The organism is Vreelandella azerica, from assembly GCF_013112225.1.
Taxonomy (GTDB): Bacteria; Pseudomonadota; Gammaproteobacteria; order Pseudomonadales; family Halomonadaceae; genus Vreelandella; species Vreelandella azerica.
Genome location: NZ_JABFHI010000005.1, coordinates 94,315 through 113,526, shown reverse-complemented (window position 1 = coordinate 113,526; position 19,212 = coordinate 94,315). Strand labels below are relative to the sequence as shown.

Here is a 19,212-nt window from a genome sequence, read left to right as displayed (position 1 = left end):
CTATTTCCAGAAGCTATTTCCAGAACATTTTTCCAGCACATCGCAAACGCTGGGCGCTCAGAAATCCTTGCAGATCCGCAGGGCATCATAGATGGCCGCATGGATATTACGCGGTGCGGTGCAGTCCCCCAGCCGGAACAGCAGGAAACCTTCACCCTCACTGCTCAGACAGGGTTGCGCCTGAGCGGCATACAGGGCTTCAAGATCAAGCTGACCATGATTGCGCGCCTGCTCCTTGAGCGCGTAATACAGCGCTTCATCCGGACGAACGCCGTTTTCGACTACCACCTGATCGACGACCCGCTCTTCCTGCTGACCGGTGTACTCGTTTTCCAGCACCGCCACCAGCTGATCCCCTTCACGGTAGACCTTATGCAGCATCATGTCTGAGGTCATGATGACCTCCTTTTCATACAGGCTGCGGTAATAGGTCGGGAAGGTGGTGCCCCCTACCGCTGCGCCGGGCTTGATATCGTCGGTGACGATTTCCACCTTGGCGCCTTTATCCGCCAGGAAGTCAGCCGCTGAAACGCCGGCAAACTCACAGATGGTGTCGTAGATCAGCACGTTATTGCCGGGCGCGACCTTACCGCTGAGAATGTCCCAGCTGCTGACCACCAGGCTGTCTTCCGCCACTGGTGAGTAGCCCCACTCCGGGGTCTGCTCCAGAAACGGCTGGCCACCAGTGGCGAGCACCACAACATCCGCCTGCAGGGCGCTAAGTTCCGCAGCGTCAGCGCGGGTATTCAGGCGCACATCGACTTTCAGACGCGCCAGCTCCAGCTGGTACCAGCGGGTAATACCGGCAATCTGGTCGCGCTGGGGTGCCTGGGCGGCAATGGTGATCTGCCCGCCAAGCTCTGACCCAGCTTCATACAGCACCACATCATGGCCACGCTCGGCGGCCACGCGAGCCGCTTCCATCCCACCCGGCCCGCCGCCGACCACCACAACCTTGCGCTTTGGCCCTGTGGATTTTTCGATGATATGCGGCAGGCCCATATATTCCCGCGACGTCGCCGCATTCTGGATACACAGCACATCCAGCCCCTGATACTGGCGGTCGATGCAGTAGTTGGCCCCCACACACTGCTTGATCTGGTCAACCTGATTCATCTTGATCTTGGCAATGATATGCGGGTCGGCAATATGCGCTCGGGTCATACCAACCAGATCCACATAGCCACCTTCCAGAATGCGCTGGGCCTGGTTGGGGTCCTTGATATTCTGGGCGTGAATCACCGGTACGCTGACCACTTCCTTGATGCCCGCCGCCAGATGCAGGAAAGGCTCCGGCGGGTAGCTCATATTGGGAATGACGTTGGCCAGGGTGTTGTGGGTATCGCAGCCGGAGCCCACAACGCCAAAGAAATCCACTTTGCCGGTGGCATCGTAATAGGCAGCGATCTGCTTCATGTCATCCTGGTTGAGGCCGTCCGGATGGAATTCATCGCCACAGATACGCATACCCACCACAAAGTCGTCACCGACTTCCGCACGTACGGCCTTGAGCACCTCCATACCAAAGCGCATGCGGTTCTCGAAACTACCGCCCCACTGGTCGGTGCGCTTGTTGACCCGTGGGCTCCAGAACTGGTCGATCAGATGCTGATGCACGGCAGACAGCTCAACGCCATCCAGGCCGCCTTCCTTGGCCCGCCGAGCGGCCTGGGCGAAGTCACCGACAATCCGCCAGATTTCTTCTTCCTCAATAGTCTTGCAGGTGGAGCGGTGAACCGGCTCACGAATGCCGGAGGGCGACACCAGGGTCGGCCAGTCGAAGCCGTCCCAGCGCGAGCGCCGTCCCATATGGGTAATCTGGATCATGATCTTGCCGCCGTGCTGGTGTACGGCATCGGCCAGATTCTGAAAATGGGGAATGATCCGGTCAGTCGACAGGTTGACCGAACTCCACCAGCCCTGAGGGCTATCAATCGAGACAACCGATGAACCGCCGCAGATACACAGACCACACCCACCCTTGGCCTTTTCCTCGTAGTATCTGACGTAACGTTCGGTGGTCATGCCACCATCCGTGGCATGCACTTCTGCATGGGCTGTGCTGACAACCCGGTTACGGATAGTGAGTTTGCCAATCTCGATCGGCTGGAAGATTGCCTCGAATGCCATCGGTGTTGTCTCCTTTAAAGCGTGGATTGCGAACGCGGAGTGACTTCAAAGTAACCCACGTCGCAGCCTGGTTCGGCGCCACTCTGGGTCTGCTCGGCGACGGTGCGCAGATCACTGCCGGACGCTTGCAGAATCTGATCCATGGCACCGGCAAACCAGCCGGTGAACATGTATTCCACCTTGCGGCCGGTTTTGCCCAGCTGATAGACAAAGGCGCTGTGCTCCAGGCGCACCTTGGCAGTGCCTGCCGACAGGTCGATCTGTTCGGTAATAAACCGGCCCCAGCCACGCTGGGAAAGCCTCAGCATGTAATGTTCAAACACCTCAGTGCCGCTTAACCCATGCAGCTCGGCTTCTTTTTCGCACCAGTGCCAGGCGCTTTTGTAACCGGCGTGATAAAGAATCTCGGCATACTTTTCAGCGCCCAGGGCGTCCTCTACCGCCATATGGTTGTTGATAAAAAAATGGCGTGGCACGTACAGCATGGGCAGCGCATCGGTTGTCCAGACACCGGTTTCGCTATCCACTTCAATAGGCAGTTCAGGGGCGGTCTTGGTCACGGTGGTGTTCCTTGTAGCGTTATTATTGGTTTGCTAGAACGTCAGATGGCTTACTCGCCCCATACATCTTTAAGAATACGCACCCAGTTATCGCCCATGATCTTGCGCACCTGGGATTCGCTGAAACCGTGCTTCAGCAGTGCTTCCGTCAGGTTGGGGAACTCGCCAATGGTGCGGATACCCTTAGGGTTGATGATTTCACCGAAGCTGGTCAGACGGCGGGCATAGCCCTTGTCATGGGTCAGCCATTCAAAGAACGCCTGATCATGCCCCTGGGTAAAGTCCGTGCCGATACCGATGGCATCCTCACCGACAATATTCATGACGTAATCAATCGCTTCTACGTAGTCATCCACAGTGGCGTTGACACCCGCACGCAGGAAGGGCGTGAACATGGTGACACCGACAAAGCCGCCGTGGTCGGCAATGAACCTGAGCTCTTCATCAGACTTGTTGCGCGGGTGTTCCTTGAGGCCGGAAGGCAGGCAGTGGGAATAGCACACCGGCTTTTGCGATTCGAGAATCACTTCTTCGGATGTCTTGCTTCCCACGTGGGAAAGGTCGCACATCATGCCGACGCGGTTCATTTCAGCGACAATCTCGCGACCAAAATCGGAAAGCCCGCCGTCACGCTCATAGCAGCCGGTACCCACCAGGTTCTGGGTGTTGTAGCACATCTGCACGATGCCAACGCCAAGCTGCTTGAAGATATCCACATAGCCAATCTGATCTTCAAAGGCATGGGCATTCTGGAAGCCAAAGATAATGCCCGTCTTGCCTTCTTCCTTAGCACGCAGGATATCGGCCGTAGTGTGGACAGGCCGCACCAGATCGCTGCTCTCTGCCATCAGCTGGCGGGTGCTGACGATATTATCCACCGTGGCCTGAAAGCCTTCCCACACAGACACCGTACAGTTGGCCGCTGTCAGTCCACCACGGCGCATATCTTCAAGCAGTTCACGGTTCCATTTGGCAATTATCAGGCCATCAATAATGATACTGTCATCGTGTAATTCACGCGGGGTCATGGCGGCACTCCAACACGTCTATAAAAAGGTCTATGAAATTAATGTGTCGGCAGCATAGCGCCCCCACCTTTGCAGCGGCGTTTGAAAACGACAGGTAGAATTCCAAAAACGTCAGCGGTGTCGCAATTGCGATACGCCTGGGACTGACTTACAAAATTAACCGCGCCCTATTCGCATAAGGCGCGGTTAACGAACCATCAGAACAGCAGGCTGTTGCTATAACAGCCGGACGCTGGCGTAGGTCGGCTCTCCCTGAGCCTGGGCCAGTGCCAGCACAGCGCTGGAAACCGGTGATGTAGGCTCATCATGGCGGGCAGAGTCGAGAGCGGCCATTTCCATCACCGACTTCGCCGGTGCTCGGCCATTGATCCCCAGGCGTTCATCCCGCGGTGGGATGCCAAAGAATTCCCGGTAGCACTTGGAAAAGTGCGGCGTGGAAACAAAACCGCAGGCCGTGGCCACTTCGATAATCGGCATGGAGGTCTGCTTGAGCAGCTGGCGGGCACGGGTCAGGCGTAACTTGAGGTAGTAACGCGAGGGCGAACAGTGCAGGTATTTCTGGAAAAGGCGCTCCAGCTGGCGGCGCGAAACGCTGACATAATGCGCCAGCTCGTCCAGGCCAATCGGCTCCTCAAGATTGGCTTCCATCAGGGCGACAATTTCCAGCAGCTTGGGCTGGGTCGTGCCCAGCACATGCTTGAGCGGCACCCGCTGCAGATCCTGCTCGCCGCGTACCCGTTCGCAGATAAACATCTCGGAAATACCGGCCGACAGCTCACGGCCGTGGTCACGCCCGATCAGGTTAAGCATCATATCCAGCGGCGCCGCACCGCCGGACGCCGTTGCCCGGTCGCGGTCGATAGTAAACAGACGAGTGGATAGCGCCACCCGTGGGAAGGCCTCCTGCATGGCCGCCAGGCATTCCCAGTGAACGCTGGTTTCGTAGCCATCCAGCAACCCGGCCTTGGCCAGCGCCCAGCTGCCGGTACACACAGCGCCCAAACGCCGCGATGCCCGCGCCTGGGACTGCAGCCAGTTGAGATGTTCACGCTGCACGCTGCGGCTAGGCCCTACGCCTCCGCAAACGATAACCATATCCAGCGCTAACGGCGTTGAGGTGGTGGCATCCGGCACGGTTTTCAAGCCATCACTGGCGCTCACTGTGGTGCCATCCAGGCTGATGGTGAACCAGCGATAAAGCTCGCGCCCAGCCAACTGGTTCGCCATGCGCAGTGGCTCAATGGCTGATGCCAGTGAAATCAGAGTAAAATTATCCAACAGTAAAAAGCCAATGGTCTGCCGCAGGCGCGCAAGCCCTCTCTTTGTTTGTTGTCATGGTTGAATCTCCTCTCAGCCACCCATCGCTTCAGCGATTTTCTTTTTGTATCTGTTATCTGTCTTTCTGCGACCTTTCCTGAGGGTGGTCTGTCGCTGAAAGGCAAGCCCTAGGGTCTGTTGACGTTTCATCGCGAACCGCGTTGCTGCGCCAAAGGGCATCAGGCAAGGCGCGACACGACGGCAATGGTGGTACCCTTACCGAGTGGTGCAACGCCGCATGGCATTCTTTGGCGCGCAACCCAAAGGGACAGGGCCCTTTTGGCACAGCCCTGCGTTGTTCGTCGCTAATTGGGAACTACCCAATCACGCTCCTCACGCCTTGCTCTGCACCAAAAGGGTCTCTGTCGCGGCCGTGAGTAAACGTCAACAGACCCTAGCTCGAATGTAACGCTTATGTCGTATTTTGACATACGCATTTTCCACTAATTAATCTTTCAACCCTTCACAGTCCGGCAAGTGTCGTTTTTGAATATATGGGCGTCGCTCTCAAACTTAGCTAAAAAAGAAACGCCGGACGAGATTTTTCTCTGCCCGGCGCGCGCTCAACTGTTTGCCAATACCTGAGTCAGACACTCAATGATCAGCATTCAATCGCATTGACCGCCAGACCTCCTTTGGAGGTTTCCTTGTATTTGTCCTGCATATCGCGGCCGGTATCGCGCATGGTGCGAATCGCCTTATCCAGTGAAATAAAATGCTCACCGTCGCCGCGCAGCGCCATCTGGGCAGCATTGATGGCCTTGACGGAAGCGATTGCATTACGCTCGATACACGGCACCTGCACCAGCCCCCTACCGGGTCGCAAGTCAGCCCCAGGTTATGCTCAAGACCAATTTCAGCGGCGTTTTCCACTTGTCCCACGCTGCCCCCATAACCTCGGCCAGCCCAGCAGCGGCCATGGCACAGGCCGAGCCAACTTCTCCCTGACAGCCCACCTCGGCACCGGAAATCGACGCGTTTTTTTACACAGGATCCCCACCGCCCCAGCCGCCAGCAAAAAATCCACCACATTGCGTTCGCAGGCATCCGGCTGGAATTTCATATAGTAATGCAGCACCGCAGGGATGATGCCTGCAGCCCCATTGGTGGGAGCAGTGACCATGCGCCCACCCGCGGCATTCTCTTCGTTAACCGCCAGAGCAAAGACGTTGACCCAATCCATGGCCGAAAACGTTGAGGTAATCAGGCTGGGGTTATCCTCAAAAATCTCCAGCCGCCGATGCAGGCTGGCGGCCCGGCGCCTGACGTTCAAGCCTCCAGGCAGGATACTTTCAGTGCTTTGCAACCCAGCCTCAACGCAGGCCTGCATGGCCCGCCAGATATCCCATAGTCCTGCACGCACCTGCGCTTCGCTACGCCAAGCTTTTTCGTTTTCCAGCATCAGTTCACTGATGCTCAAGCCATGCTGCTGGCATAGCGCCATCAGCTCAGCCGCGGAATTGAAATCATAAGGCAGCACGGTGGTGTCGCTATCCAGCACGCCTTCGCAAGCCTGGGCTTCATCCACCACAAAGCCGCCCCCGACGGAGTAATAGGTATTGCGATGCAGTTCCCCCTTGGCACCGTAGGCAATCAAGCGCATGGCATTGGGATGATGAGGCAGACACTCATCATGCAACTGCATATCCCTGAGCCAATCAAAGGCGATGGCCAACCGGTTGTCGAGCAGCAGTGTCTGGGTTTCCAGCAAGGTTTCGATACGTGGGCTGATGACGTTTGGATCAATCTCGTCAGGGCGCTCCCCCATCAGCCCCATGATCACCGCTCGGTCGGTGCCATGCCCGATGCCAGTGGCAGATAGCGAGCCGTATAGCTGCACTTCGACCCTTGCCACCTGGGGCAACACTTGCTGAACGCGCAGTTCAGCCAGAAAATCAAAGGCCGCCCGCATTGGCCCGACGGTATGCGAGCTTGATGGCCCTACCCCAATCTTGAACAGATCGAACACACTGATTGACATCCTGCTTACCCCCAGGCGACATCAAGCATCGCCATTAAGACAACATTATCGTTATAGGTTAATTTTACTAAACTATCTGTTATTTTATCGGCCTTACCCAAGCTTATGCGCTATTGTTGGTGGGATATACAGGTCAGCACAATCGAAAATATCTCTTCCTTGATTTAGTAAAACTAAACCATGAACCGACATCTCAATGCCCAGACCCATGCCTGGCTCAAGGTATTCAGCGTCAGCGCCCGGCACCTTTCTTTCACCCGTGCGGCGGAGGAACTGCATGTCACTACCGGCGCCATCAGCCAGCAGATCAAGCAGCTTGAAGCGCGCCTGGGATTTCGCCTGTTCCGGCGTTTGACCCGGCGCCTGGAATTAACTGATGAAGGGCAACGCCTGGCGGCAGTGACCGAAGAGGCTTATCAGGCCGTCGAACAGGAAGTGCACCGCCTGCGCTCTGGGGTGATGAGTGGCATTCTGCGCCTGCGCAGCGTGCCATCGTTTCTGAACAAGTGGGTGATGCCGCGCCTGCCAACGCTTCAGGCGCGCTTTCCGGATATTGAACTGCAGATTATCGCTGAGGACAGCAATATCTCGCTGCGCGACGGGGATTTCGACCTGGCGATTGATCTCAACGATGGCTATTACCCGGGCTTCAGCATTACCCCTTTGATGGATGAGCTGATTTTTCCGGTATGTGCGCCCGCCCTGTTGACAGGCAAGCCACCGCTGGAACGCCCGGAAGATCTGGCCTATTTTCCACTGCTGCATGATGTGACCGCCTGGCGCGGCAGCCATGACTACGCGGAATGGGAGCACTATCTGAAAGCCATCGCCGCGCCGCATATCAACGTGCGTCGCGGTTATACCTTCAACCGCAATCAGCTGACCATGGAAGCTGCCATTGCAGGGATGGGTGTGGCGATTGCGCGCCGCACCCTGATCACCGATGAACTCGAGAGCGGGGCCTTGACCACTTTGTTTGGCCAGCGTGTGGCCACCGGCGGCAACAGTATGGCATTGTGCATGCGCCGGGGGCACTGGATGACCGTCGGGTAGCCGCCGTGCATGATTGGTTGGTCGAGGAAGCCCGGCGTGACCAGCGCGCAGATATGGGCCAGGCGTAACCTCAAACATGGCAGCCCTCAAAGCACGACGTCATAGCCCTCGAACTGCGGCGGGCCAAGATAGATCCCTTCGGGCGCCTTGGCGTTGGCATGCGCCTTGCGGAATGCCTCGGATTTGGTCCAGGCGCGAAACGCGGCTTGTGACGTCCATTCGCTGTGAGAAATAAATACTGTACAGTCTTCTTTGCTCTCACCCTGGAGCATATGAAACGACTTGAAGCCCGGTACTTCATCCAGGTAACTATCGCGATTACGCCAGATATCCAGGAAATCCTCTTCCCGACCCGGCGCAATGCGAAAGCGGTTCATGGCGATATACATACTGATGCCTCCTTAACGTAACCATCTGATGCTGGAAAAGTTAACGCTACCCTGTTCCAGCGCGCTTGAAAACCGCCACCTACCGCAACGATACTCGACGCCTATCACCTGCGGCCTGGAGCGAAGTGTCGCACAGCGAGGAAGTTGCGTCGGTAAAATGCTTATAATGAAAACTGCAGACCATCAATATTAGTGACCCCTACTTTTTCTACCGCCACGCCAGAGAATTCTTATGTCAACATTACGCTTTGCTACGCTTGCCTTGGGCAGCCTATTATTTGCCGCAACAGCCACTGCCGCTACCGTGACCGCCGACGATCCTTACGTGCGTGAGGTACCACCCGGCTCGCCTGCCACCGCCGCTTTCATGACCTTGCATAATAGTAGTGATAGCGCGGTTCGCCTGATCAGTGCCGACAACAGCATTGCCGAGCATACCGAGCTGCATAACCACGTGGATGTAGACGGAGTGATGCAGATGCGTCAGATTGAAACCATCGAAGTACCCGCCGGTGGCTCTGCCACATTGGCACCCGGCGGCCTGCACCTGATGCTGATTGGCCTGCAAAACCCAGTGAGTGAAGGCGATCAGGTCGGGGTAAGCCTGAACTTTGATAACGGCGAAACGCTGGAACTTGACGCCCCCGTGCGACCGGTCATGCCAATGCGTCACCATCAGGAATAGCGTCTCAAGCGCCATCAGCCCAGCAAGGTGGCCTCTCCCATAGGGTGACCCCATGGCAGAAGACCGTATCGTCCAGGTCGTGTGGTTCAAGCGTGACCTGCGCATTCATGACCACCAGCCCTTGCAACAAGCAGCTGCCCATGGCCCGGTTCTGCCTGTTTTTGCCATTGAGCCTGAACAGTGGCAAACGCCAGACAGCGCGTTACGCCACTGGCAGTTTGCGGCTGACGGCCTAATAGACCTGGCTGAGGCGCTTGCAGGCCTTGATCTGCCACTATGCTGCTGGCAAGGCAGCGTACTGGCGCTGCTAGATGCGCTAAAAGCTTGCTACGGCGACTTTGCCCTCCATTCGCATCAGGAAACCGGCAATGCCTGGAGCCATGCCCGTGACGATGCCGTCGCCGCCTGGTGCCAGACAAACGCTGTCAGCTGGCACCAGAGTCGTCAGCATGGCGTTATCCGCGGGCTAACGCAGCGCCAGCAGTGGGAGACCCAATGGGAAACCCTGATGGCAGCGGCGACTTGCCCCGCCCCGGCCAACGCTGAACCGGCCAGCGGCTGGGAAGCCTTTCATCATGTCAGCATTGCTTCGCTCCCCGCACTCACCTTAGGGTATGACCAAACACCCTGCACTCAGCGCCAGCCTGGTGGCCGTCAGGCTGGCCGGGGCCTGTGGCGGAGTTTCGTGCAACACCGCGGGCGGCGCTATCGCGGGTCGCTTTCCAACCCCTTGTTGGCCTGGGAGTTTGGCTCACGCTTATCGCCACATCTGGCCTGGGGCACTCTGTCCCTGCGCGAAGTCGTCCAGTCCCTGCGCCGCCAACGTCAAAAGCATCAGCATGACCCACGCTGGTCGGCGTCCCTAAGAGCATTTACATCGCGGCTTTACTGGCACTGCCACTTCATCCAAAAGCTGGAAAGCCAGCCAGATATGGAATACCGCACGCTTCACCCTGCGCTGCGTGGCCTGCGCGAACGCGACCCGAAGCATCCGCACCTGCTGGCCTGGCAGCAGGGGCAGACCGGCGTGCCACTGGTGGATGCCTGCATGCGCAGCCTGATCGCCACTGGCTGGCTGAATTTTCGCATGCGCGCCATGCTGATTTCCTTCGCCACCTTTGGGCTGGGACTGCATTGGCGGGAACCCGCACTGCATCTGGCACGGCTGTTTACCGATTACGAACCTGGCATTCACTACCCCCAGATCCAGATGCAGTCCGGGGCAACCGGCACCAATGCCCTACGTGTCTATAACCCACTCAAACAGGCGGAAGACAACGACCCAAAAGGGGATTTCATTGCCCATTGGGTGCCGGAGCTGGCGGCCTTACCGCTTGAGTGGCGCAGAAAGCCCTGGGCATTGCCAACATCTTTACGCCAGCACTTCGGGTTTCAGCCGGGAAGTGACTACCCTTTGCCACATGATTTCGAACGCGAAGCACGCCACTGGAAAGATTGCCTTTATCAGCTAAGACGTACACCGCAGGCACGCCAGCAAAGCCAGGCACTGCTGGGTAAGCTTGCCAGCCAGAGTTCTGCCCCAGGGCGCAAGCGCTCGAAACGGCGCACAGTATCCAGTCGCCAGCTAACACTTTTCGTTGACGGCACGCCCGCTAGTGACAGTTAGAAGCATGGGCACGTCTCTGCACCAGCTAGTAAACTTGTATCGGATTAAGTAGTACGCTCCAAACCCCCATGCCAGAACAAAACGGTTAACGATAATGCACCGAAAATCACTGCTACGGTTATTCAGCCTGCTAGGCCTGGCCTCTATCATGACCGGCTGCGCCATGCTGGCCCCCAGCCCACCGCAGGAACAAAGCAATATCTGCGAGATCTTTCGTGAACAGCCGGACTGGTACGATTACGCCCACGATTCCCAGGAAAAGTGGGGCACATCGATTGCCACCCAGATGGCGTTCATCCAGCAGGAGTCGTCATTCAGAAGCCATGCCAAACCGCCGCGCAGTAAGATTCTAGGCTTTATTCCCGGCCCCAGGCCGTCGTCAGCGAAAGGCTACGCCCAGGCTCAGGATCCGGTGTGGGGAGAATACCGCGACCAGGCGGGCAGCACTTTTGCTCGGCGTACCCATATGAAACATGCCACCGATTTTATCGGCTGGTATAACACCCGCACCCAGGCACAGACGGGCATCTCCCTGAACAACCCCGAACACCTGTATCTGGCCTATCATGAAGGTGCAGGCGGTTATCAACGCGGCAGCTATCGCCAAAAACCGGCTGTTCAGCGGGCAGCGCGTCAGGTCGCTCAGCGCGCCAGTCGTTACAGCGCGCAACTGGCCAGCTGTGAAAGTGAGTTCCAGTGCGACAGTTTTTATCAAATATGGCCATTTTGCCGTGCGGATTGACAGAACCCGAGGATGCCGCTAGATTAAATGAGAATAAATATTATTTGTAACCCTCCTTCGGCCTGAGTCGTTATCCTTAAACCGCCGGGGTCTTCAAAGGTTTGGCACGATGAACTCTGAAACACGTCAACTGCGTCAAACGCTGATCTTTATTCGCACGTCCTTCGAGGCTATTCAAGGCTCCATGGCGGGGCGCCTGGATGACCCTCTGCCCTGCTGGCTGGATGCCAGCCTGCTCACCCTGCTGAGCCGTGAGCTGAAACTCTGTTATCAACAGGCCGCTTTCGGCGCCCCTTTGCTCGCCAAGCAGTTGCTGGTGGCCTCCCAGGGCAGCGACCTGCTGCTTAAACAGTGCCCCGGGGTGCTTAGCAGCGCTGTCTGCTACCGCCAGCTCAGCGCCATTCTGGAACCGCTTAATGCAGCTATTATTCAGCTTGGAGAGACAAAAAAACGCCGCTGGCCCTGGCAGCGGCGTTAATTCAGAGATTGCTGGTTGCTATTGAATGCTCAACCACTGGCGTCAATCATCGTAATGGTCAGAAGGTTTCCCAATCGTCCTCATCCTGTGACGGTGTCTCAACAGGCTTGCGCTGATACAACGTCTTGGGCGCCGTGGGGCGGCTTGAGCCATTGGCTTGCAACGCAGGACGCGCTGCTTCGGCAGGCGGCGTCATCAACGCTGGGCGCGCTTCGCCTTGACGGATTCTGAAGAAGGCGACTGCTTTAGCCAGGTCGCGCGCCTGTTCTTCCATAGAGGCAGACGCATTGGCGGTTTCTTCCACCAGCGCCGCATTCTGCTGAGTCACGTCATCCATCTGGTTGATCGCCGTGCTCATCTGGTCAATCGCCGAGGTCTGCTCATCAGATGCCCGGCTGACCTCTTCCATCAGGTCTGACACCTTGCCGATATTGGTCACAATCTGCTGCATGGAATCACCCACGGCTTCCACCAGCGAACTGCCCTGCTTGACCACCTCATCGTTTTCTACAATCAGCCCCTGAATCTGCTTGGCGGCATCGGCGGAGCGCTGGGCCAGGCTGCGCACTTCCTGGGCTACCACGGCAAAGCCGCGCCCCTGTTCACCGGCACGTGCCGCTTCTACAGAGGCGTTCAAGGCCAGGATGTTGGTCTGAAAAGCAATGCCGTCGATCAGGCTGACGATACCGCTGATTTTCTCCGAGCTTTCGGTCAACTCGTGCATTTTGCCGACGGCTTCAGAGACCTTGTCGCCCCCATAGCTGGCCGACCGGCTGGCGGTATGGGCGAGCTGGTTGGCTTCACCGGTATGCTGGGTATTGTTTTTCACCGTAGACGCTACCTGCTCCATGCTTGCCGCTGTTTCCTGCAGGCTGGAGGCCTGTTGCTCGGTACGCTGGGAAAGATCAATGTTACCGGTGGAAATCTGCGAGGAAGCGGTCGAAATCGCGTCAGCCGACGTCTGGATTTCACCGATCAGCGATTGTAACTTGCTTTGCATGTCATCGAGCTCAATCAGCATATCGCCGATTTCATCGCGATGGCTGGACGTGACTTTATGGGTAAGATCTCCCTCTGCCATGGCATGGAAATGCTTGCGCGCCATCGCCAAAGGTTGAGTAATACGCTGAATCAGCAGCCAGCCCATGATGCCGCCAAGCAGTACGGCAATGATCAAGGCACCAATCATCAGATTACGCATAAAATCAGCGCGCGACAGCGCTGACTGGTATTCATCCTGTGCCGCCCGCTCTTCAAGCTCAATCAGCTCTGTCAGGGTGTCACTCATCTGGCGATAGGCAGGCAATGCTTCAGTAAACGCCTGTTCATCTGCCTGTTCGAAATTGCCCATGCTGTACATCGGCATGATCGGCGCAATAATAGACAGCAATACGCGATAGTCTTCCCGGAACTGTTCTGCCAGCGCAGCGACGTCAGCCGGAAGGTCGCGGGCCATCAAGGCTTCCCAGGTCGCATCAATGTTGGAAAGGTTCTGGACAATGTTGTCCATATGCAGCTGCACCGGGTGATCATGCAAGCGGCTGACCGGCAATATCGGGTTGTGCTGACCCGACAGCGACAGCTCCATGATCATATCCTTGGCATACTCATTCAACGCCGCAATGCGCTGCGTGTTGCGCAGGTTATCCTGATAAATGGTATCCACTGCTCGGTTGGATGACAGCATGCCGCTAAACCCCATAGCACCTACTATCAGCATCAATATCAACATCACGCTGATCACCGTAATCAGGCGTGCCTTTATGGTTACGCGCATTTGTACTCCTTCCGGCAGGATAAGGGATCAGGCAAAGAACCTACTCTGATAAAAAACGTGGTTAGTGATAGCCAGCATCTTCTGTCTTGATAGCTATATTTAACAATAATACATATTCTTGGCGTAAAGTGTCAGTCCGCCATTTGATGTACATCAACAAGGCATGATTTTTATTTTCATGACTGGGAACTACACCAGAGCGGAATGCATGAAGGCTCAAAAACCCTGGCCTATTAGGGGCTTTTTTAGCCCGCTGCAGCCAGCAACAGGCTGTTAGATTGATCATCAAACCTACGCTACAAGCTTCGAGGAGATGTCAATGGATAATTCACTGGTCATCGCGCTGGCCGCTTGCTCGGTGTTGCTGGGCCTGGCTGCAGTGGCCGTGCTGATTGTTATGGCAACCCGGGGTAGCAGCGACAAGGATGAGCAGCATTCTCAAGACGCTCTAGACACCCAAACAACTAAATCTGGCGCGATTGACAGCCCGTCAGAAACAGAGACGGGTGGCAGCAATAAAACGCGGGCCAAGGGTAAGCAGCACTCACTCTTTGTGATTTTTGCACATCCCGATGAAGCCACCGACCAACGCCTGACCGAATGGCTGGAAGACAAACAGGCCCGCTTTGACCCGATCAAGAAGGTCTTTCATATCGACGGCGTGCAGCCTTCCAACCCAATCACCATTGCCAATGCCTTTCCGCCGGGGAGATGCCTGATCTGTTACGCGGCGAGGTGCATCAGCCTATCCGCGGGATCAGCCTGCTGGTCAAGCCGCCGCTGCACAAAAGGCGCAACAAGCAGATGATTGCCTATGTCGATATCGCCAAGGAAATTGGTGAACTGTTCGAGGGTGACATGCTGGACGCCAACCGTGAGCCCGCCTCGGATGAGACCTACCGCAGGATTATTGGCTGACAGTTGCCAAACGTCGATCGAACATCCAGAAACTCAGCATTCCAGCAGACATTGACCTTCCAGCACGGTAGCAAGGCGTGACTGCAGAATCTCGACAATGCCGTCATGCTCTCCCACCAGCCGGGTAGATACGATTTTTAATGTCGGACGTTCCTGCATGGCAGCGGCATTAATAGTGGCAATATCCCCGCCTTCACCGGCATGTCGGCCTGGCGATAAAAACAGCATGGCGAGAATGACTTCGCCTTCTGGCAGCGCCGGATTAGCCAGCAGAGTCTCCAGCAGGGGCTCGTTAAAGCGATAGGCATCGCCTTCGCGCCGCTCCATGGAGGCCGAGGTAACACAGCGAACCTCATCCGCCAGCAGCATACTTAACTGCCCGGTCAGGCGCTGACGAATGGCCGCCACCTCCGGGATAGGGCTGCCGTGATCCACCAGCACCACGCTGGGCTGAGTCTCCGGCATCAATTGCTCACGTACATTATCAGCCAGCAATTGCGCCAGGCCCGTATCCACCTCGCCCAGCTCATCCACCAGCGGCATGGCTACACGCACGCGCAGACCCGGAAAACGTGCCTGTGCTGCCGCCATACGTTCCGGTAGGTAGTCGGTCAGGGCGCGGCTAGGGCCAAAAAAGAACGGCAACACAATGATATCTTCGGCACCTGCCAGGGCCGCTTTCTCAACGGCAGGCCCCAGCGTAACAGCAGGCTCGCCGCCCAGCGCCTCAGCAGGCACCTTGTTGGAATGCAGCAATGAGGCTGCCTGCACCGAGTGGCCGCTACGTTCACTCAACAGAGCCGCCACGCGGCGCAGATTAAGGGTGGCCTCGGGCCGCAAGGAACCGTTATCGACCAGAAAAATTGCCTGCATGCTGTCTCCTGACTATGTATGGGTCATCTGATTCAACCACTGGCTAACACATCGGCGGCGGCACGATGCAGCTGGGCATGGCGCGCGGCCAGAGCGGCAATATCACGATCGTAACCACCGCCAATGACTGCGGCGACCGGAATATTGCGCTCGCGGCAGGCGGTCAGCACGTAATAGTCACGCTGATACAAGCCAGCATCACTCAGCGCCAGATAGCCCAGCCGGTCATCCCGGTGTACGTCCACCCCGGCATCATACAGCACCAGATCCGGCTGATAGGCGGCGAGCAGCCCCGGCAAGCGCGCCTCTAGCGCACTGAGATAGTCAGCGTCTTCCAGGCCGTTCTCCAAGGCGATATCCAGATCGCTACGTGCCTTGCGCGCTGGAAAATTGCGGCCAGCATGGATGGAAAATGTAAACACACCCGCCTCATGGGTAAACAGCCGCGCCGTGCCGTCGCCCTGATGCACATCGAGATCCACAATCAGCACCCGGGAGACCCAGCCCCTGGCCAGGGCATCGGCAGCGGCCACCGCCAGGTCATTGATCAGGCAGTAGCCGCTGGCCGCATCCGCGTGGGCATGGTGAGTGCCACCGGCGGAATTGCACGCCAGCCCAGTGGCCAGCGCGGCTTCCACCGTTAGCAGGGTGCCGCCGGTCTCAAGCCGCACCCGCTCAACCAGAGCAGGCGACCAGCCAAAGCCGCTGCGCCGCTGGGCGGCACGGTCAAGCTGCCCGCTGATCAGTGCACTGATATACTCTTTGTGGTGTACGCGATGTAACGCCTGCAAGCTGGCCGGCTGTGGCTTTTCCCAGCGGATTGGCATCGCTAGTTGCGCATTCGCCAACTGTTCGCGCAGCACGCGAAACTTCATCATCGGGAAAGGATGATTATCAGGCAGCTCAATGGTATAGCCAGGGTGATGAATAACGGTCAGCGGCATTGTCAGACACTCGATTTCACACGGGAGCAAACATGATGCAGGATACCAGCGCGCTCAACCAGCAGCGCCACCCGATTGCGGATGACGAATCAGTCTGGCTGTTTGGCTATGGCTCGCTAATCTGGAAAGCGGACTTCCCTTACCTGGAGCGCCGCCGAGCCACGATTTATGGCTGGGAGCGGCGCTTCTGGCAGGGCTCCCACGATCACCGCGGCACTCTTGAATCACCGGGTCGGGTAGCAACCCTGATCGCCTCGCCGGGCACGCCCTGCCATGGCATGGCCTACCGGATCAGCGGCGAGACGCTCAAACCGCTGGATATCCGTGAAAAGAATGGCTACCTGCGGGAAACCGTTAGCCTGCACTTCAGCGATAACAGTACCGCGAGTGGCCTAGTTTACATGGCCACTCAGGATAATCCGGCCTTCCTGGGAGAATCGCCTCTCGCGGCTATCGCCGAGCAGATTGACCGCGCCCACGGCCCAAGCGGCCCGAACCGTGATTACCTGCTTAATCTGGCTCAAGCACTACGCGAGATGGCCGTTGAGGATGACCATATCATGGCGCTGGAAAGGCACCTGCTGGCCCTGCGCTAGGGTCGCCACGAAGCGGCTAGGTCAACAGCCAGGATAGAATCATCAGTCCCAGCACAATGCGCACAATGGCGCCCAGCAGAGCACCGCGCAGCAGAGCGCTGATGCCCCGCCACAGCACCCACAGCCCGATCACCAGCACCAGTATGCTGAAAAATGACGGGCTGATGCCCAGCGACCCGGCCAGCCCTCTGATAAAATCTTCAAAGGCACCCAGAGAACCCTCTGACAAGGACAAAAGCCCGGTTACCAGGGCGCTGATCGCCTCGCCAATGGTTTCTCCTACGCCTTCAAAAAATCCATTTGTGTGTATCATCCGCTTGCCTGCCTTTTGCATTCATCAAGGCGGAGAACTACACCACGGCAAGGCACGGGCTGCAATCCCATTTATCCCCACTGTCTAGTCATTCACACCCAGCGCTGCCAGCGCCTGGTTCAGCGAGGTTTTTCACGCTCTGCATACAGGCTGATCTCGTCGGTTACCTGGGCGCCCAGCGCCTGTTCAAACTGCGCCTGGTTAGAGCGGCTCTGGTATTCATCACGGTTGGCATCGCCCAGATTGGATTGAAAGATACCGGCAGCACTGATGGGCAGAAAATCTTCGTAGATCATCGGCGTGGCGACCAGAGCGCCTGCGGCAATCAACGACTCGATATCCTGTGAAGGGGTAACGCTCACACCTGGATCAGCCCGGTAGTGGAAGAACGCCAGCTTTTCACGCCGTAAGGTGTTTTCATCATCCGGAAAGTCACTGAAGGCGTCCTGCAGCGCCGCTTGATGGGCAGCGTTATCTGCAGCAGGCGTTTGACGTGCCTTGGCCAGCAAGCGGTCATACAGGGCCCGGCCTTTATGCGTCAGGGCCACACCGCGCTGCTCAATCTCACCAAAACGGGCGCTGTGGTAGCCTTCAGCGGCATCCGCAAAACGGATCGGCTCATCCAGCGCCTTGAAGCTGGTCTGGCGCAGCAGGATAGGACACTGACGGCGGGGTGGCCCTTCAATCACCGCCTTGGGGTCGATGCCGTATTCCGGCATCTGCCGCTGAACAGCATCAATATCCAGGGTGCGCGGGGTAAGGTGATTGATATGCGGGCCGCGGAAACATACCACGTCAGCGATCAGACGATGTTCCTGGCTAAGCGCCTGATAGGTGGCCACCTCTACCGTTGCCTGCTCATGCCAGCGGAAGGTCTCCAGCGCCTGCTCAACAAACTGCTCAGCATCCTGCTCGTTCAGGCCGCCCTGTTGTTCGTAGCGTGCGATCAGCGCCTTGGCCTGTGGCGTGAAAATATCCCGCTCGGCCAGAATGGCACTGGCCTGCTCGCGCAGTGCCGGGTCATCAATCAGCTCCAAGCGCAGCAGCGAGGTAAACACCCTGAAGGGGTTGTAACCTAGTGACGCCTCGTCAATCGGCCGAAAAGCCGTTGAGTGAACCGGCACACCGGCTTCAGAAAGGTCGTAATACCCCACCGGGAACATGCCCATCACCGCAAACAGGCGGCGCAACATGGCAAGCTCGGCAGGCGTACCCACCCGGATAGCGCCGTGACGCTCCACCCCCAGGCGCGGCAGCTCGCCACCTTGCTGCATGCGGGTGTGCAGTTCAGGCGACTGGTTCAGCACCTGCTGATTGACGCTCGCCACCAGTTCCAGCAAGGTGCCGTATTGAGGCACTTCGCTCTGATACATGGCCGACATCGCCTTGGAAAAACGGTCGCGTATATGATCGGGGCTAACCCACTCAGTCATGATGCACTCCAGAAGATGGTAAGTATCCAATAGTTACCATAAACCAGTGGCGCGGCTGACTCGTTCGAAAATTCCCGCTCTTCGTGCAGATTGGCGCCAACAGATCCTAGGGCCTGTTGACGTTTCATCACGGCCGCGACAGAGGCTCTTTTGGTGCAGAACAAGGCGTGAGGAGCGTGGTTGGGTGGCTCCCAATCAGCGACAAACAACGCAGGGCTGTGCCAAAAGGGCCCTGTCCCTTCGGGTTGCACGCCAAAGAACGCCATGCGGCGTTGCGCCACTCGGTAAGGGCACCACCATTGCCGTCGTGTCGCGCCTTGCCTGACGCTCTTTGGCGCAGTAACGCGGTTCGCGATGAAACGTCAACA

18 protein-coding genes and 1 pseudogene are annotated in these 19,212 nt (G+C 57.4%); 8 read left to right on the top strand and 11 right to left on the bottom strand.

Features of this window, described 5'->3' with window-relative positions:
* Positions 1–57: 57 nt before the first annotated feature.
* The 5 genes and pseudogenes from dgcA to HLB35_RS12675 form a co-directional block, all read right to left on the bottom strand.
* The gene (gene dgcA, locus HLB35_RS12695) at positions 58–2,130 is read right to left on the bottom strand and encodes a dimethylglycine demethylation protein DgcA (protein ID WP_171702870.1); all 2,073 of its coding nucleotides are present in this window, start codon (positions 2,128–2,130) and stop codon (positions 58–60) included.
* Positions 2,131–2,144: 14 nt separating this feature from the next.
* Positions 2,145–2,690 carry a DUF5943 domain-containing protein gene (locus HLB35_RS12690; RefSeq protein WP_171702869.1) on the bottom strand — a complete coding sequence of 182 codons (546 nt, stop codon included), beginning with the start codon at positions 2,688–2,690 and terminating at the stop codon, positions 2,145–2,147.
* A gap of 50 nt (positions 2,691–2,740) precedes the next feature.
* Complete coding sequence (locus HLB35_RS12685) at positions 2,741–3,718, bottom strand: dipeptidase (protein WP_171702868.1); 978 nt, start codon at positions 3,716–3,718, stop codon at positions 2,741–2,743.
* Positions 3,719–3,934: 216 nt separating this feature from the next.
* Positions 3,935–5,023, bottom strand: a complete 1,089-nt coding sequence (gbdR, locus tag HLB35_RS12680) for a choline metabolism transcriptional regulator GbdR (protein ID WP_171702961.1) — start codon at positions 5,021–5,023, stop codon at positions 3,935–3,937.
* Positions 5,024–5,636: 613 nt separating this feature from the next.
* Positions 5,637–7,016, bottom strand: a pseudogene (locus tag HLB35_RS12675) (L-serine ammonia-lyase).
* Positions 7,017–7,196: 180 nt separating this feature from the next.
* On the opposite strand from HLB35_RS12675, the gene HLB35_RS12670 reads away from it, so the two are divergent.
* Positions 7,197–8,069: a LysR substrate-binding domain-containing protein gene (locus tag HLB35_RS12670; RefSeq protein ID WP_235937179.1), complete on the top strand. Its 873-nt coding sequence runs from the start codon at positions 7,197–7,199 to the stop codon at positions 8,067–8,069.
* 86 nt (positions 8,070–8,155) lie between these two features.
* On the opposite strand, the gene hmuQ is transcribed toward HLB35_RS12670, so the two are convergent.
* Positions 8,156–8,458 (bottom strand): heme-degrading protein HmuQ, encoded by a 303-nt coding sequence (gene hmuQ / locus HLB35_RS12665; protein WP_171702867.1) that lies wholly within the window; start codon positions 8,456–8,458, stop codon positions 8,156–8,158.
* 232 nt (positions 8,459–8,690) lie between these two features.
* Here hmuQ and HLB35_RS12660 point away from each other — a divergent pair, with 232 nt between their 5' ends.
* The 4 genes from HLB35_RS12660 (at position 8,691) to HLB35_RS12645 (ending at position 11,990) form a co-directional block, all read left to right on the top strand.
* On the top strand, positions 8,691–9,143 hold the full coding sequence (locus tag HLB35_RS12660; RefSeq protein WP_171702866.1) for a copper chaperone PCu(A)C: 453 nt from the start codon (positions 8,691–8,693) through the stop codon (positions 9,141–9,143).
* 52 nt (positions 9,144–9,195) lie between these two features.
* On the top strand, positions 9,196–10,770 hold the full coding sequence (locus HLB35_RS12655; protein ID WP_171702865.1) for a cryptochrome/deoxyribodipyrimidine photo-lyase family protein: 1,575 nt from the start codon (positions 9,196–9,198) through the stop codon (positions 10,768–10,770).
* 94 nt (positions 10,771–10,864) lie between these two features.
* Positions 10,865–11,512 (top strand): transglycosylase SLT domain-containing protein, encoded by a 648-nt coding sequence (locus tag HLB35_RS12650; protein ID WP_171702864.1) that lies wholly within the window; start codon positions 10,865–10,867, stop codon positions 11,510–11,512.
* A 109-nt stretch (positions 11,513–11,621) separates the two neighbouring features.
* Positions 11,622–11,990, top strand: coding sequence for a hypothetical protein (locus HLB35_RS12645; RefSeq protein ID WP_171702863.1), 369 nt, complete (start codon positions 11,622–11,624; stop codon positions 11,988–11,990).
* A 58-nt stretch (positions 11,991–12,048) separates the two neighbouring features.
* On the opposite strand, the gene HLB35_RS12640 is transcribed toward HLB35_RS12645, so the two are convergent.
* Positions 12,049–13,767 carry a methyl-accepting chemotaxis protein gene (locus tag HLB35_RS12640; RefSeq protein ID WP_171702862.1) on the bottom strand — a complete coding sequence of 573 codons (1,719 nt, stop codon included), beginning with the start codon at positions 13,765–13,767 and terminating at the stop codon, positions 12,049–12,051.
* A 319-nt stretch (positions 13,768–14,086) separates the two neighbouring features.
* On the opposite strand from HLB35_RS12640, the gene HLB35_RS12635 reads away from it, so the two are divergent.
* Together HLB35_RS12635 and HLB35_RS17385 are read left to right on the top strand one after the other, a co-directional pair.
* Positions 14,087–14,575, top strand: coding sequence for a hypothetical protein (locus HLB35_RS12635; RefSeq protein WP_235937178.1), 489 nt, complete (start codon positions 14,087–14,089; stop codon positions 14,573–14,575).
* Positions 14,572–14,685 carry a cell division protein ZipA C-terminal FtsZ-binding domain-containing protein gene (locus HLB35_RS17385; protein ID WP_235937177.1) on the top strand — a complete coding sequence of 38 codons (114 nt, stop codon included), beginning with the start codon at positions 14,572–14,574 and terminating at the stop codon, positions 14,683–14,685. Before HLB35_RS12635 ends, HLB35_RS17385 begins: the two co-directional genes overlap by 4 nt.
* A 33-nt stretch (positions 14,686–14,718) precedes the next feature.
* On the opposite strand, the gene HLB35_RS12630 is transcribed toward HLB35_RS17385, so the two are convergent.
* Positions 14,719–15,558, bottom strand: a complete 840-nt coding sequence (locus HLB35_RS12630) for a sirohydrochlorin chelatase (protein WP_171702861.1) — start codon at positions 15,556–15,558, stop codon at positions 14,719–14,721.
* Between the two features lie 32 nt (positions 15,559–15,590).
* Positions 15,591–16,502 carry a histone deacetylase family protein gene (locus HLB35_RS12625; protein ID WP_171702860.1) on the bottom strand — a complete coding sequence of 304 codons (912 nt, stop codon included), beginning with the start codon at positions 16,500–16,502 and terminating at the stop codon, positions 15,591–15,593.
* A gap of 32 nt (positions 16,503–16,534) precedes the next feature.
* Here HLB35_RS12625 and HLB35_RS12620 point away from each other — a divergent pair, with 32 nt between their 5' ends.
* On the top strand, positions 16,535–17,098 hold the full coding sequence (locus HLB35_RS12620) for a gamma-glutamylcyclotransferase (protein ID WP_171702859.1): 564 nt from the start codon (positions 16,535–16,537) through the stop codon (positions 17,096–17,098).
* A gap of 16 nt (positions 17,099–17,114) precedes the next feature.
* On the opposite strand, the gene HLB35_RS12615 is transcribed toward HLB35_RS12620, so the two are convergent.
* Together HLB35_RS12615 and hglS are read right to left on the bottom strand one after the other, a co-directional pair.
* A complete protein-coding gene (locus tag HLB35_RS12615; protein WP_216601522.1) occupies positions 17,115–17,411 on the bottom strand; it encodes a hypothetical protein in 297 nt (98 codons plus the stop codon).
* A 119-nt stretch (positions 17,412–17,530) separates the two neighbouring features.
* Positions 17,531–18,844, bottom strand: a complete 1,314-nt coding sequence (gene hglS, locus HLB35_RS12610) for a 2-oxoadipate dioxygenase/decarboxylase HglS (protein WP_171702858.1) — start codon at positions 18,842–18,844, stop codon at positions 17,531–17,533.
* Positions 18,845–19,212: the final 368 nt, after the last annotated feature.

What these genes read in the sequence shown, in the direction of transcription:
- hmuQ (WP_171702867.1), bottom strand. Translation starts at nt 8,458, where the DNA reads ATGTATATCGCCATGAACCGCTTTCGCATTGCGCCGGGTCGGGAAGAG.
- dgcA (WP_171702870.1), bottom strand. Translation starts at nt 2,130, where the DNA reads ATGGCATTCGAGGCAATCTTCCAGCCGATCGAGATTGGCAAACTCACT.
- HLB35_RS12685 (WP_171702868.1), bottom strand. Translation starts at nt 3,718, where the DNA reads ATGACCCCGCGTGAATTACACGATGACAGTATCATTATTGATGGCCTG.
- HLB35_RS12655 (WP_171702865.1), top strand. Translation starts at nt 9,196, where the DNA reads ATGGCAGAAGACCGTATCGTCCAGGTCGTGTGGTTCAAGCGTGACCTG.
- HLB35_RS12645 (WP_171702863.1), top strand. Translation starts at nt 11,622, where the DNA reads ATGAACTCTGAAACACGTCAACTGCGTCAAACGCTGATCTTTATTCGC.
- HLB35_RS12650 (WP_171702864.1), top strand. Translation starts at nt 10,865, where the DNA reads ATGCACCGAAAATCACTGCTACGGTTATTCAGCCTGCTAGGCCTGGCC.
- HLB35_RS12615 (WP_216601522.1), bottom strand. Translation starts at nt 17,411, where the DNA reads ATGATACACACAAATGGATTTTTTGAAGGCGTAGGAGAAACCATTGGC.
- HLB35_RS12620 (WP_171702859.1), top strand. Translation starts at nt 16,535, where the DNA reads ATGATGCAGGATACCAGCGCGCTCAACCAGCAGCGCCACCCGATTGCG.
- HLB35_RS12635 (WP_235937178.1), top strand. Translation starts at nt 14,087, where the DNA reads ATGGATAATTCACTGGTCATCGCGCTGGCCGCTTGCTCGGTGTTGCTG.
- HLB35_RS12625 (WP_171702860.1), bottom strand. Translation starts at nt 16,502, where the DNA reads ATGCCGCTGACCGTTATTCATCACCCTGGCTATACCATTGAGCTGCCT.
- HLB35_RS12660 (WP_171702866.1), top strand. Translation starts at nt 8,691, where the DNA reads ATGTCAACATTACGCTTTGCTACGCTTGCCTTGGGCAGCCTATTATTT.
- HLB35_RS12670 (WP_235937179.1), top strand. Translation starts at nt 7,197, where the DNA reads ATGAACCGACATCTCAATGCCCAGACCCATGCCTGGCTCAAGGTATTC.
- HLB35_RS12640 (WP_171702862.1), bottom strand. Translation starts at nt 13,767, where the DNA reads ATGCGCGTAACCATAAAGGCACGCCTGATTACGGTGATCAGCGTGATG.
- HLB35_RS17385 (WP_235937177.1), top strand. Translation starts at nt 14,572, where the DNA reads ATGATTGCCTATGTCGATATCGCCAAGGAAATTGGTGAACTGTTCGAG.
- HLB35_RS12630 (WP_171702861.1), bottom strand. Translation starts at nt 15,558, where the DNA reads ATGCAGGCAATTTTTCTGGTCGATAACGGTTCCTTGCGGCCCGAGGCC.
- hglS (WP_171702858.1), bottom strand. Translation starts at nt 18,844, where the DNA reads ATGACTGAGTGGGTTAGCCCCGATCATATACGCGACCGTTTTTCCAAG.